Genomic DNA, 13,604 nt, shown 5'->3' with positions numbered 1-13,604 from the left:
AGCCAGACCGAGCAATCCGCTCAGTCTTGTGTAGTTTTACTACTCGTATATACATTCGAAAGGCTGAAATGGCCGACGATTTGTAGTAAAACTACAGGACGCCGAAGCAACCTTCGGCCATCCAAGAATTTATGTCGTCTGCCCACAAGGCCAGTCGCAAACTTCAGGCAACCGATTCTGGTAGCCTTTCCGCCCTGGAGCAAGCCATGCAAGACCTCGATCCCGTCGAAACCCAGGAATGGCTGGACGCCCTGGAATCGGTTCTCGACAAAGAAGGCGAAGACCGTGCTCACTATTTGATGACCCGTATGGGCGAACTCGCGACCCGCAGCGGCTCGCAACTGCCTTACGCCATCACTACGCCATACCGCAACACCATCCCCGTTACCCACGAAGCACGCATGCCTGGCGACCTGTTCATGGAACGCCGCATTCGCTCGCTGGTACGTTGGAACGCCATGGCGATGGTAATGCGCACGAACTTGAAAGATTCTGACCTGGGCGGTCACATCTCCAGCTTCGCTTCCAGCGCAACCCTGTATGACATTGGCTTCAACTACTTCTTCCAGGCCCCGACCGACGAACACGGCGGCGACCTGATCTACTTCCAGGGCCACACCTCGCCAGGCGTTTACGCCCGTGCGTTCATGGAAGGCCGCATCACCGAAGAACACATGAACAACTTCCGCCAGGAAGTGGACGGTAACGGCCTGTCGTCGTACCCGCACCCTTGGCTGATGCCTGATTTCTGGCAGTTCCCGACCGTTTCCATGGGCCTTGGCCCGATCCAGGCGATCTACCAGGCACGCTTCATGAAGTACCTGGAAGCCCGTGGCTTCATCCCTGAAGGCAAGCAGAAAGTCTGGTGCTTCCTGGGCGACGGCGAGTGTGACGAGCCGGAATCCCTGGGCGCCATCTCCCTGGCCGGCCGCGAGAAGCTGGACAACCTGATCTTCGTCATCAACTGCAACCTGCAGCGCCTCGACGGCCCGGTTCGCGGCAACGGCAAGATCATCCAGGAACTCGAAGGCGTGTTCCGCGGTGCTCAGTGGAACGTGACCAAAGTCATCTGGGGCCGTTTCTGGGACCCACTGCTGGCCAAAGACGTCGACGGTATCCTGCAACGTCGCATGGACGAAGTCATCGACGGCGAGTACCAGAACTACAAAGCCAAAGACGGCGCGTTCGTGCGTGAACACTTCTTCAACACGCCTGAACTCAAGGCGATGGTTGCAGACCTGTCCGACGACGAGATCTGGAAACTCAACCGTGGCGGCCACGACCCGTACAAGGTCTACGCGGCGTACCACGAAGCGGTCAACCACAAAGAACAACCGACCGTCATCCTGGCCAAGACCATCAAGGGTTATGGCACCGGTGCCGGCGAAGCGAAAAACACTGCGCACAACACCAAGAAAGTTGATGTTGAAAGCCTGAAGCTGTTCCGCGACCGTTTCGACATCCCGGTCAAGGACGAAGAGCTGGAGAACCTGCCGTTCTTCAAGCCGGAGCCAAACAGCGCCGAAGCCCGCTACCTCAGCGAGCGTCGCACTGCACTGGGCGGTTTCGTGCCACAGCGCCGCGCCAAGAGCTTCGACATTCCTACACCGCCGCTGGATACCCTCAAGGCTATCCTGGACGGCTCGGGCGACCGTGAAATCTCCACCACCATGGCCTTCGTGCGAATCCTCGCGCAACTGGTCAAGGACAAGGAAATCGGCTCGCGTATCGTCCCGATCATCCCGGACGAAGCCCGTACCTTCGGTATGGAAGGTATGTTCCGTCAGTTGGGCATCTACTCCTCCGTCGGCCAGCTCTACGAGCCAGTCGATAAAGACCAGGTGATGTTCTACAAGGAAGACAAGAAGGGCCAGATCCTCGAAGAAGGCATCAACGAAGCGGGCGCCATGAGCTCCTTCATCGCTGCCGGTACTTCGTACTCCAGCCACAACCAGCCGATGCTGCCGTTCTACATCTTCTACTCAATGTTCGGTTTCCAGCGTATCGGCGACCTGGCATGGGCAGCAGGCGACAGCCGTACCCGTGGCTTCCTGATCGGCGGTACTGCCGGGCGGACCACGCTGAACGGCGAAGGCCTGCAACACGAAGACGGTCACAGCCACATCCTGGCTGCCACCATCCCGAACTGCCGCACCTTTGATCCAACCTACGGCTATGAGCTGGCGGTGATCATCCAGGACGGCATGAAGAAGATGACCGAACAGCAGCAGGACGTTTTCTACTACATCACCGTGATGAACGAGTCCTACCAGCAGCCAGCCATGCCGGCCGGTGTCGAGGAAGGCATCATCAAGGGCATGTACCTGCTCGAAGAAGACACCAAGGAAGCGGCGCACCACGTGCAGCTGATGGGCTCCGGCACCATCCTGCGTGAAGTCCGTGAAGCGGCGAAGATCCTGCGTGAAGAGTTCAACGTCGGCGCTGACGTGTGGAGCGTTACCAGCTTCAACGAACTGCGTCGCGATGGCCTTGCGGTCGAGCGCAACAACCGCCTGCACCCAGGTCAGAAGCCTGCGAAGAGCTACGTCGAAGAGTGCCTGACTGGCCGTAAAGGTCCGGTGATCGCCTCTACCGACTACATGAAACTGTTTGCTGAACAAATTCGCCAGTGGGTCCCGTCCAAGGAATTCAAAGTCCTGGGCACCGACGGTTTCGGCCGCAGTGACAGCCGCAAGAAGCTGCGTCACTTCTTCGAAGTCGACCGTCATTTCGTGGTGTTGGCAGCCCTGGAAGCCTTGGCTGACCGTGGTGAGATCGAACCCAAGGTGGTGGCTGACGCTATCGTCAAGTTCGGGATCAACCCGGAAAAACGCAACCCACTGGACTGCTGAGGAGATTTTTTGTGAGCGAACTCATTCGCGTACCTGACATCGGCAGCGGTGAAGGTGAAGTAATCGAGCTGTTTGTGAAGGTCGGCGACACAGTCGAAGCCGACCAGAGCATTCTGACCCTCGAATCGGACAAGGCGAGCATGGAAATCCCTGCTCCCAAGGCCGGCGTGGTCAAGAGCCTGAAAGTGAAGCTGGGCGATCGCCTGAAAGAAGGCGACGAACTGCTGGAGCTGGAAATCGAAGGTGCCGCTGATGCGGCCCCTGCGGCAGCGCCTGCTGCCGCTGCTGCACCTGCACCGGCTGCTGAAAAGCCTGCCGCCGCCGAGGCTCCCGCCGCACCGGCTGCTGCACCGGCCGCTGCCACTGTTCAGGACATTCACGTTCCGGACATCGGTTCGTCGGGCAAGGCCAAGATCATCGAGCTGCTGGTCAAGGTCGGCGACACCGTCGAAGCCGACCAGTCGCTGATCACCCTGGAGTCCGACAAGGCCTCCATGGAAATCCCTTCGCCGGCTGCCGGCGTGGTGGAAAGCATTGCGGTCAAGCTGGAAGACGAAGTCGGCACTGGCGACTTCATCCTCAAGCTGAAAGTACAAGGCGCTGCTGCCCCGGCTGCTCCGGCACCGGCTGCCGCACCTGCGGCCAAAGCTGAAGCGGCTCCGGCCGCTGCCGCCCCTGCACCTGCTGCAAAAGCCGAGGCCGCACCGGCCCCTGCGGCTGCCGCACCTGCGCCAAGCGGTGCCAAAGTTCACGCCGGCCCTGCCGTGCGTCAACTGGCCCGTGAATTCGGCGTTGAGCTGAATGCCGTATCGGCCACTGGCCCTCACGGTCGTGTGCTGAAGGAAGACGTGCAGGTTTACGTCAAAGCCATGATGCAGAAGGCCAAGGAAGCTCCGGCTGCCGGCGGCGCTACTGGCGGTGCTGGCATTCCACCGATCCCGGTCGTGGACTTCAGCCGCTTCGGCGAAACCGAAGAAGTGCCGATGACCCGCCTGATGCAAATCGGCGCGTCGAGCCTGCACCGCAGCTGGCTGAACATTCCGCACGTGACCCAGTTCGACCAGGCCGACATCACCGACCTGGAAGCTTTCCGCGTTGCGCAGAAAGCCGTGGCCGAAAAAGCCGGTGTGAAACTGACCGTGCTGCCACTGCTGCTCAAGGCCTGTGCGCACCTGCTCAAGGAGCTGCCGGACTTCAACAGTTCGCTGGCGCCAAGCGGCAAGGCGATCATTCGCAAGAAATACGTGAACATTGGCTTTGCCGTCGACACCCCGGATGGCCTGCTGGTACCGGTCATCAAGAACGTCGACCAGAAGAGCCTGCTGCAACTCGCTGCCGAAGCGGCTGCGCTGGCTGCCAAGGCCCGCGACAAGAAGCTCACCGCAGACGACATGCAGGGCGCGTGCTTCACCATCTCCAGCCTCGGTCACATTGGCGGCACTGGCTTCACGCCAATCGTCAACGCGCCGGAAGTGGCGATCCTGGGTGTTTCCAAGGCCACTATCCAGCCTGTATGGGACGGTAAAGCGTTCCAGCCGAAGCTGATGTTGCCGCTGTCGTTGTCCTACGATCACCGTGTGATCAACGGCGCTGCCGCTGCACGTTTCACGCAGCGTTTGAGCCAACTGCTGAACGACATCCGCACCATCCTGCTGTAAGCATCAACGGGCCTCCCTTTCACCGGGGAGGCCTGGCCTGCACCGATTTCCGAGCGCCACGCTCGTACCTCAACCCCGCCAATTGGCGGGGCTTTTTTTCGCCTGCTTTTTTGTCGGCGCGAGAGGTGTCGCGCCTGCGTCAATACGCCACCCATCACCCCGATTGCAGAAACCGCCCTCGCGGCCGATAACAGCCTTATAGCACTTAGCCTTCATCCTCTCTTGTCAGTGCGTGCTGCATGATGCAACCTTGCCGCAGGCGACAGTAAAGAGGGCGTGAGCCCGGCGCAGTGCGCATTTTTCCAAGCGAGTTCCCCCATGAAAAGCCAACCCGATGTCGCCCGTATGGCGGCCGAGGTAGTGACGCAGTTACCGGTGCCTTCGCGCCTCGGTATGCTGCGTTTCGAGCGGCTTAATGAGGCAAGCTGGGCCTTGCTGTACCTCGACCCCAATTGCGAGCGCCAATTCGGCCTGCCGGCAGTCGAACTGTGCGCGCTGGTCGGCACCCCCTACGCCAGCCTGATGGAACCTCAGGCGCGCTATCAACTGCACGACGCGATCCAGCAGCAACTGACCCAGAGTCCGCATTACCTGGTGCGCTACACCCTGCACACCAGCGACGGCCCCCTGAGCCTGTTGGAGATGGGCGAGGCTTACAAACAACACAATCGTCACCTGGTGCGCGGCTACCTGATGGTGGTCGACGGGCTGTTCAGCGAAATCCCCGCCCCCGCGCCAACCGCCGACCTGGAAAACCAGAACAGCCGCCTGCAGATCGCACTGGAGCTCAATCAGCGCGCCCAACAGGAACAGTTGCAGCACCTGGAACGGGTGCGCGCTCAACAGGAGCTGATCCTGCTGCTGGCACGCCAGCGCTACACCACACCCAACTCGCTGCAAGAAGCCGCCGAGCTGATCACCCGCAGTGCGTGCGACATCTACCAGATCGACTGCGCGAGTATCTGGAACCTTGAGGGCCAGCGCCTGGTGCCGATCTCGGCCTACCACCGCGCCGACCAACAGCATCATCTGCCCGAAGCGATCGACGCCAGTGGTTTCCCGGACTATCTGGAAGCCCTGCATTCGAGCCGCGCGATCGACGCCACCCATGCGATGCGTGACCCACGCACCCGGGAAATGGCCGAGAGCCTGCGCGCCAAGGATATACACGCGATGCTCGACGCGAGCATCCGCGTTGATGGCCAAGTCATCGGCGTGCTATGCCTGGAACAGAGCGGCAGCTCACGCGCCTGGCAGGCCGATGAGATCGCCTTTGCCGGCGAGCTGGCAGACCAGTTCGCGCAAGTGATCAACAACCACAACCGCCGCACCGCCACCAGCGCGCTGCACCTGTTCCAGCGTGCGGTTGAGCAAAGCGCCAACGCGTTTTTGCTGGTCAACTGTGACGGCGTGGTGGAGTACGTCAACCCGAGCTTTACCGCAATCACCCAGTACAGCGCCGAAGAAGTCCATGGCCACCGCCTGGCGCAATTGCCGGCCCTGGAAAATCTCAGCGAACTGCTATTCGACGCGCCGTCGAGCCTGGCCAAGAGCAACAGCTGGCAGGGTGAATTCAAGAGCCGGCGCAAAAACCTGGAACCCTACTGGGGCCAGCTGTCGATCTCCAAGGTGTATGGGGACAACCGTGAGCTGACCCACTACATCGGCATCTACGAAGACATCACCCAGACCAAGCTGGCCCAGCAACGCATTGAACGCCTGGCGTACACCGACAACCTGACCAACCTGGGCAACCGCCCGGCGTTTATCCGCAACCTTGATGAACGCTTTGCCCGCGACAGCGACAGCCCGATCAGCCTGCTGCTGGTAGACATCGATAACTTCAAGCGGATCAACGACAGCCTCGGCCACCAGACCGGCGACAAGCTGCTGATCAGCCTGGCCCGCCGCCTGCGCAACAGCCTGAGTGCCGGTGGCAGCCTGGCGCGGTTTGCCAGTAACGAGTTTGCGGTGTTGCTTGACGACGCTGATCTGGAGAGTGGCCAACTGGTCGCCAGCCAGTTGTTGGCAACCCTCGACAAGCCGATGTTCGTCGACAACCAGTTGATCAGTGTCACCGGCTCCGTGGGCCTGGCTTGCGCGCCATTACACGGCCGTGACCCGCAGACCCTGATGCGTAACGCCGGGCTCGCCCTGCACAAGGCCAAGGCCAACGGCAAGCACCAGGTGCAGGTGTTTACCGAGGCCCTGAATGCCGAGGCCAGTTACAAGCTGTTCGTCGAAAACAACCTGCGCCGCGCCCTGACCCAGAACGAGCTGGACGTGTTCTACCAGCCCAAGCTGTGCCTGCGCAGCGGCCGCTTGCTGGGCATGGAAGCGCTGTTACGCTGGAACCATCCGGAAAAGGGCATGATCCGCCCCGATCAATTTATCAGCGTGGCTGAAGAGACCGGCCTGATCATTCCTATCGGCAAATGGATCGCGCGCCAGGCCTGCCGTATGAGCAAGCAGTTGAGCGCCGCCGGCATGGGTAATTTGCAGGTGGCGATCAACTTGTCGCCCAAGCAATTCTCCGACCCGGACCTTGTGGCGTCGATCGCCACGATCCTCAAGGAGGAACAGCTGCCGGCCAATCTGCTGGAGCTGGAGCTGACCGAAGGCTTGCTGCTGGAAGCCACCGAAGACACGCGCCTGCAGCTGGATCAATTGAAGAGCTTTGGCCTGACCCTGGCCATGGATGACTTCGGTACCGGCTACTCGTCGCTGAGCTATTTGAAAAAATTCCCCATCGACATCATCAAGATCGATCGCAGCTTTATCCACGAAATTCCGGATAACCAGGACGACATGGAAATCACCTCAGCGGTGATCGCCATGGCCCACAACCTCAAACTCAAGGTGGTGGCCGAAGGCGTCGAAACCTGCGAGCAACTGGCGTTCCTGCGCCGGCACCGCTGCGATGTGGGCCAAGGCTACCTGTTCGACCGGCCGATCCCCGGTGCAGAGCTGCTGGAGAAGCTTAAACGCTATCCGCGCGGGCCAATCGCCTGACAGCGCTGTAACACTCGGGCACACTGGCTGTCTGTCTTATTACATAACTCAATCTGACTGAGAGGACTGATCATGGTCTTGCGCTCGGAAATTCTGGTGAACAAAAACGTGCTGCCTACTCAAGAACAAGCTTTGCCTGGCCGTGAAACGCCGATGAATCTGCCGGAAATGCATTTCGTCAACGGCAACCCATTGCTGGGCCCATTTGTCGACAACGTAGAGTTCGCGATTTTCGGCCTGGGTTGCTTCTGGGGCGCGGAGCGCAAATTCTGGCAGCGCGACGGCGTGGTCAGCACCGTCGTCGGGTACGCCGGCGGCTACACGCCGAACCCGACGTACGAAGAAGTCTGCTCGGGCCTGACCGGCCACAGCGAAGTGGTACTGGTGGTGTTTGACCAAGACAAGATCAGCTATGAAGAACTGCTGAAAATGTTCTGGGAACTGCACAACCCCACCCAAGGGATGCGCCAGGGCAATGACATCGGCAGCCAATACCGTTCGGTGATCTACGCGGTCAAACCTGAACATCTGGAGGCGGCGAAGGCCAGTGCCCAGGCGTATCAGAGTGAGCTGACCAAGGCCGGGCTGGGCACCATCACCACAGAAATCGACGAAGCGCCGACGGTGTATTTCGCCGAGGCGTACCACCAGCAGTACCTGGCGAAGAATCCGCAGGGCTATTGCGGCATCGGTGGCACGGGCGTGACGTGCCCGATCTAAGGATCGAAGCCGCAAGTTTCAAGCTGCAAGCTGCAAGCAATGGGTTTTACTTGTAGCTTGTAGCTTGTAGCTCATAACTACTCAGCGATGAGCCAATCCATCTGCCACCCACCCTGGGTCTGGCCAAGCTTCTTGGACAGCCACGGCAGCAACTCACGCAATTCCTCCTCCAACCCCCACGGCGGATTGGCAATCGCCAGGCCCGAGCCGTTCAGGGTATTGGGCGTGTCCAGCGGATGCACCAGCAACTCCACCCGCAGTAACTTCGGCGCACCAGTGCCAGCCAGGTCCTGGTAGAAGCGGCGCAACATGCGCTGGTCCTTGACCGGATACCAGATCGCCGCAACGGTCTGGCGCATACGGCTGACCGCCTCCTTGAGGGACGCCGCGCAGCGCTGCATTTCATCGAGTTGCTCAAACGGCGGGTCAATCAGCATCAGTGCGCGTTTCTCCGGCACCGGTAACAGCGCACGCGGTACATGCCAGCCCTCGCCCAGGTGCACTTTGACCCGGCGATCACCTTTCATGTTGTCCTTGAGCAGCACGCCGTCTTCCGGGTGCTTCTCATTGAGCAACACACGGTCCTGGGGCCGCGTGAGGCGGCGCGCCAGCTCCGGCGAGCCCGGGTAGTAACGCAACTGGCCATCCGGGTTCATTTCGTGCAGCACGCGCATGTAGTCGGCGGTCAGCGGCGGCAGATCGCTTTCACCCCACAGACGCGCGATGCCTTCCAGGTATTCACCGGTGCGGTTGGCCTGGTCGCCCTGCAAGTCGTACAGACCTATCCCGGCGTGGGTGTCGAGGTAGGCGAACGGCTGTTCCTTGCGCGACATCAGGGCGATGAGGCGGGTCAAGGTCAGGTGTTTGAAGACATCGGCGTGGTTGCCGGCGTGAAAGGCGTGACGATAATTCATGGTTGCTCCTGCGCAGGGGGCGAAGTTTACCTTCAACAGGGGCAAAGGTGCAGGGCTGCGTGTCGGGCAGTGCTTATGTCACGAACACAGGCACACCGCAGAAAACAGTCTAATCCCACCTATGGCAGCGGGCTTGCCCTCAATGCAAGTGACGCGGTATTACCCGTACACCGCGGTGATGCTATCGCCAGCAAGCCAGTTCCCACAGTGTTTGGGGGCACCCATGAATCCAAGGAGGTCTATAACAATCATGAAAGACGCCACTATTGCACTGCATCACGGCTTCAAATCGGACCCGACCACCAAGGCTGTCGCTGTGCCGATCTACCAGAACGTCGCCTTCGAATTCGATAACGCCCAACATGGCGCCGACCTCTTCAACCTGGACGTACCCGGCAACATCTACACGCGCATCATGAACCCTACCAACGATGTGCTGGAACAGCGTCTCGCCGCGCTTGAAGGCGGCATTGCGGCCCTGGCCGTTTCGGCCGGCAGCGCGGCGATCCACTACGCGATCCAGACCCTGACCCGCGCCGGTGACAATATCGTCACCACCCCGCAACTCTATGGCGGCACCTACACCCTGTTCGCCCACCTGCTGCCGAGTTTTGGCGTCGATGTGCGTTTCGCCCGCAACGACTCTGCCGAAGCCATCGCCGAACTGATCGACGACAACACCAAGCTGGTGTACTGCGAAAGCATCGGTAACCCGGCCGGCAATATCATCGACATTGAAGCCCTGGCGGAAGTCGCCCACGCCCGGGGCGTCCCGTTGATGGTGGACAACACCGTGGCCACGCCGATCCTGTGCAAGCCGATCCAGTTCGGTGCCGACATCGTGGTGCACTCAGTGACGAAATACGTCGGCGGCCATGGCAACTCATTGGGCGGGGTAATCGTCGACAGCGGCACCTTCCCCTGGTCCCAATACCCGGAGAAATTTCCCGGCCTCAACCAACCCGAGCCGGCCTACCACGGCGTGGTCTACACCGAAAAATTCGGCCCTGCCGCCTTCATCGCCCGCGCCCGTACCGTGCCGTTGCGCAATACCGGCGCAGCCCTCGCACCGATGAACGCGTTCCTTTTGCTGCAAGGTCTGGAAACCCTGGCCCTGCGCATGGAGCGCCATACCGAGAACGCGCTGAAAGTCGCGCAATTCCTGCAAGGCCACACCGAGGTGGAATGGGTCAGCTACGCCGGGTTGCCGGAGCACCCGCACCACGCACTGGCGCAAAAATACATGCAGGGCAAACCCTCGGCGATCCTGTCCTTTGGCTTAAAGGGCGGCTATGGCGCTGGCGTGCGCTTCTACGACGCCCTGCAAATCTTCAAACGCCTGGTGAATATCGGCGACGCCAAATCACTGGCCTGCCACCCCGCGTCCACGACTCACCGACAGATGAACGAGCAGGAACAGGCCAAGGCAGGCGTGAAGCCGGAGATGATTCGCCTGTCAGTGGGCATCGAGGCAATTGAGGACCTGATCGAAGACCTGCAGCAGGCATTGGGTTCAACTCAACGCTGAGGCGAGGTCCTCGGCCAGCGCTTCATGGCTGATGTCCGGCCTGCGCGCGAAGTAGGCGACCTTGTGCCGCAACGTCGCCGGCTTAAAGGCGGTGTACAGGTCAGGGCGCTGTTCCTCGAGCCATTGCAGCAGGTTATCGATCAGCACGTGGGGCGATCGCGCTGCCAGATGCTCCAGCAACGATTCCGGCACTCGCCACCAGGGGCTGGCTTTGGCGGCGGTGACTGGGCCAGTCGCAACGGTCAGCGGTTGGCCATTGATCAGATACCGCTGGAACACCGGCAATACGCTCCCGGCCTCCTCACCCAGGGTGCGCACAATCGGTAGAAACTGAGCAGCATCCCAGAAGCGCAAAAACACTGCCTGGTCATTGTGCGCAAACACCTTGGTCAAGCTTTGCAGGTGCGCGAGCACTGTTTCCGGCGGGCTGGATGAAACCGCCAGCCAGCCCCAATCCATTGATTCGGTGGTTGCGACCCAGTCGAGGAAGGGACTGCCGGGCTCGATGAGCCCAACATAAGGCATTACCTCGCTCCACTGCGCGTAGGCTGTGCCTGCCCAGATCGCCCGGGGCGGCGCGCCGGCAGCCATGGCTTGCCAAGCGGCAAAGGGCTTGGCGTCGCTGGTTCCACTCAGCACCACAAACATCTGCTCATTGGGTAGCAAAGGGCGTTGAGCCAGCCAAGCGCGTGGCGCCAAAGCGTGACGCATAAGGGCAATTCCTTTTGATTAAAGCTTAAAGGTGTCGGGTGATATCACACTGACCGTTCTTGCAGCGCTCACACTCTTCGCAAAACGGTGCGCTGCGTTTCAGACTGGCCACTTGCACGCGGCTCAACGGTGCGGGAATAACCGCCAGCAGTTTTTCTTTTATTCCCGCCATTAACGGCGCAGCGGCAGGACCGGGCGCACCGCCAATCTGAATCGGCACGCTGCTGAATATGCCAGCCGCCGACACCGTGATCGACTGCCCTCCGGCCTGGATCGTAACGGCGGCACCCGCGTCGATGACGATGCTTTGCCCTGCGCCTATCTGAATGCTGCGACCGGCCCGCACCTGCTGCGACCCGCCGACTACCAGGTGATCGTCCTGCTTGAGCTCGGTCAGGCGGTTGCCATGGGTGATGCGTTGCTCTTCGCCTTGAAGCTCATGATGGGACTCACCACCGACCCTCACCCGGCGCAGGTTATCAACCTGTACCTGCTGGTCATGCAACACGTGCTGGGTCCAGTCACGCTGGGCACGCAGGTAGATTTCCTCGGCACCCTTGCGGTCCTCAATCCGCAATTCGTTGTAGCCCCCACCACCCGGGCTGCTGTGACTGCGCAAAATGCTGCGGGTCTTGTCCGCCGGCAAGTCCAGAGGCACCGGTGTCGATGCGTTGGGCAGACAACCCATCACCAGGGGCATATCCATGTCGCCATTGACGAAGCCCACCAGGACTTCCATGCCAACCCTGGGGATCAGCACCGAGCCATAACGGTCATGGGCCCAGGCACTGGCGACGCGCAGCCAGCAACTGGAATGGTCGTTGTGCGCCCCGTCGCGATCCCAGGCCATCTGCACTTTGACCCGACCGTATTCATCGCAATGGATTTCGCTGTCGGCAGGGCCGGTGACCACCGCGTTCTGATAACCCGCAAGGGTCGGACGCTGCTGCTCAGGCATGGGCGGACGAAAGATCACATCCCACGGCGCAGCGATAAATTCGTTGCGATAGCCCTGGCGAAAATCCCCGCCTTCGACCTCAGTCACGGCCTCCTCGAGCACTTGGGGTTGTTTACCTTCGTGGGTTACTTGCGTCACCAGCCACAAGTTGTTCCATTCTTCACGTGGGTGCCCGCTCAGCATGAGGAAACGCCCGCAGACCAACGCCGGCTCATCGCCTTCGCCGTGGGCGATGCGAGCGTCTCGGCGGTGGCGCTCCAAACCACGTTGCGCGAGGTATTTGCCATGGAGCCGATCAGAAAATTGACCGGGGTAGGTTTGCTCCTCCAGCGTGGGAAACGCCTCGCCGGCGACTTCGCTCTCCAACGCCAGGCGTGGCTTGCGGAAATCGTAATCGCGCAGGCTCACTGACGTCGTGCGGGTTTCCAATTGCACCGCGAACCGTTTGATCGCCGGGGCGCCCGCCACCATTCCGGAACCGGGTGTATACGGGGTGGGCTGGTCAGCCTGGGCAAACACTGTCTGGTCATCGCCGAACACCAGCACGTGCCCCTCGGGCGAATGCTGGAAGTGATAGTGAATCCCCAGCTCGGCACACAGACGCTGAATGAACGCCAGATCGGTCTCACCGAACTGCACACAATACTCACGCTCCGGGTAGTGACCGCTCAGCCGAAACTCGAAGCGGTCGCCCTGAATCCCCTGCCCCACCAGCACCAGCGCAACAATCTGCGGCACCGTCTTGTGCTGGAAAATACGCTGATGGCTGCTGTGCATCAGGTACGCCAATTGCGGCACAAGACTGATCTGGTAGCGCGTAAGACGTCGTCCGGAATCGCCCTGGGCCACCCGATAAACCAGGCCGTGAACGCCATGGCCCTGTTCATCAAAACCCAGATATACCTGGCGATGCAGCATGCTTTCCAGGTCGATATCGGGTTGCTCGCTGACCAACTCAAGCTCAAAACGATAGGGCTGGCTGAGCGCCTCCTGACCTTTGAAGCTAAAGACTTTAAGGTCGCACGCAACCCCATTCAGGGTTAGGTTAAAGGCACTTTGATTGGCAGGAGCGAACATCCGGTGTTTCTCTGCGAAGGGTAGGCGCCAGATTCTGCACCACTGCTGCGCCCGGCTGAGCACGTCCTGGGAAAATCAGTAAAGCCCTACACGCACACGTCCGAATGTTCTTGCCGCGGACGTAAATCGCACGCAAAAAAAGGCCCGTATCCTACGGATGGCGGGCCTTTTTTA

General features: G+C 60.4%; 8 protein-coding genes. 5 read left to right on the top strand and 3 right to left on the bottom strand.

Going from position 1 to position 13,604, the window contains the following annotated elements; translation table 11 throughout:
* Nucleotides 1–206: 206 nt before the first annotated feature.
* The 4 genes from aceE (at nt 207) to msrA (ending at nt 8,242) form a co-directional block, all read left to right on the top strand.
* Nucleotides 207–2,852: a pyruvate dehydrogenase (acetyl-transferring), homodimeric type gene (gene aceE, locus A7J50_RS02240; RefSeq protein WP_064450355.1), complete on the top strand. Its 2,646-nt coding sequence runs from the start codon at nt 207–209 to the stop codon at nt 2,850–2,852.
* Nucleotides 2,853–2,863: 11 nt separating this feature from the next.
* Nucleotides 2,864–4,510: a dihydrolipoyllysine-residue acetyltransferase gene (aceF, locus tag A7J50_RS02235; protein ID WP_064450354.1), complete on the top strand. Its 1,647-nt coding sequence runs from the start codon at nt 2,864–2,866 to the stop codon at nt 4,508–4,510.
* 318 nt (nt 4,511–4,828) lie between these two features.
* Nucleotides 4,829–7,522 carry a putative bifunctional diguanylate cyclase/phosphodiesterase gene (locus A7J50_RS02230; protein ID WP_064450353.1) on the top strand — a complete coding sequence of 898 codons (2,694 nt, stop codon included), beginning with the start codon at nt 4,829–4,831 and terminating at the stop codon, nt 7,520–7,522.
* 72 nt (nt 7,523–7,594) lie between these two features.
* Nucleotides 7,595–8,242 (top strand): peptide-methionine (S)-S-oxide reductase MsrA, encoded by a 648-nt coding sequence (gene msrA, locus A7J50_RS02225; RefSeq protein ID WP_064450352.1) that lies wholly within the window; start codon nt 7,595–7,597, stop codon nt 8,240–8,242.
* Nucleotides 8,243–8,319: 77 nt separating this feature from the next.
* Here the strand turns inward: msrA and A7J50_RS02220 are convergent, their stop codons facing one another.
* On the bottom strand, nt 8,320–9,156 hold the full coding sequence (locus tag A7J50_RS02220) for a 23S rRNA (adenine(2030)-N(6))-methyltransferase RlmJ (RefSeq protein WP_064450351.1): 837 nt from the start codon (nt 9,154–9,156) through the stop codon (nt 8,320–8,322).
* A 250-nt stretch (nt 9,157–9,406) separates the two neighbouring features.
* Between A7J50_RS02220 and A7J50_RS02215 the strand changes: the two genes are divergently transcribed.
* On the top strand, nt 9,407–10,684 hold the full coding sequence (locus A7J50_RS02215; protein ID WP_064450350.1) for an O-acetylhomoserine aminocarboxypropyltransferase/cysteine synthase family protein: 1,278 nt from the start codon (nt 9,407–9,409) through the stop codon (nt 10,682–10,684).
* Here A7J50_RS02215 and A7J50_RS02210 read toward each other — a convergent pair.
* Nucleotides 10,670–11,395: a DUF4123 domain-containing protein gene (locus A7J50_RS02210; RefSeq protein ID WP_064450349.1), complete on the bottom strand. Its 726-nt coding sequence runs from the start codon at nt 11,393–11,395 to the stop codon at nt 10,670–10,672. The genes A7J50_RS02215 and A7J50_RS02210 overlap by 15 nt on opposite strands.
* 25 nt (nt 11,396–11,420) lie before the next feature.
* Nucleotides 11,421–13,430 carry a type VI secretion system tip protein VgrG gene (locus A7J50_RS02205; RefSeq protein WP_064450348.1) on the bottom strand — a complete coding sequence of 670 codons (2,010 nt, stop codon included), beginning with the start codon at nt 13,428–13,430 and terminating at the stop codon, nt 11,421–11,423.
* Nucleotides 13,431–13,604: the final 174 nt, after the last annotated feature.

Origin of the sequence: Pseudomonas antarctica, assembly GCF_001647715.1 — a bacterium.
GTDB lineage: Bacteria > Pseudomonadota > Gammaproteobacteria > Pseudomonadales > Pseudomonadaceae > Aquipseudomonas > Aquipseudomonas antarctica_A.
This window is presented reverse-complemented; position numbering and strand designations above follow the sequence as displayed.

Excerpts from the sequence above, each read along its gene's own strand:
- A7J50_RS02210 (WP_064450349.1), bottom strand. The coding sequence starts at position 11,395 with ATGCGTCACGCTTTGGCGCCACGCGCTTGGCTGGCTCAACGCCCTTTG.
- A7J50_RS02230 (WP_064450353.1), top strand. The coding sequence starts at position 4,829 with ATGAAAAGCCAACCCGATGTCGCCCGTATGGCGGCCGAGGTAGTGACG.
- A7J50_RS02205 (WP_064450348.1), bottom strand. The coding sequence starts at position 13,430 with ATGTTCGCTCCTGCCAATCAAAGTGCCTTTAACCTAACCCTGAATGGG.
- A7J50_RS02220 (WP_064450351.1), bottom strand. The coding sequence starts at position 9,156 with ATGAATTATCGTCACGCCTTTCACGCCGGCAACCACGCCGATGTCTTC.
- msrA (WP_064450352.1), top strand. The coding sequence starts at position 7,595 with ATGGTCTTGCGCTCGGAAATTCTGGTGAACAAAAACGTGCTGCCTACT.
- A7J50_RS02215 (WP_064450350.1), top strand. The coding sequence starts at position 9,407 with ATGAAAGACGCCACTATTGCACTGCATCACGGCTTCAAATCGGACCCG.
- aceE (WP_064450355.1), top strand. The coding sequence starts at position 207 with ATGCAAGACCTCGATCCCGTCGAAACCCAGGAATGGCTGGACGCCCTG.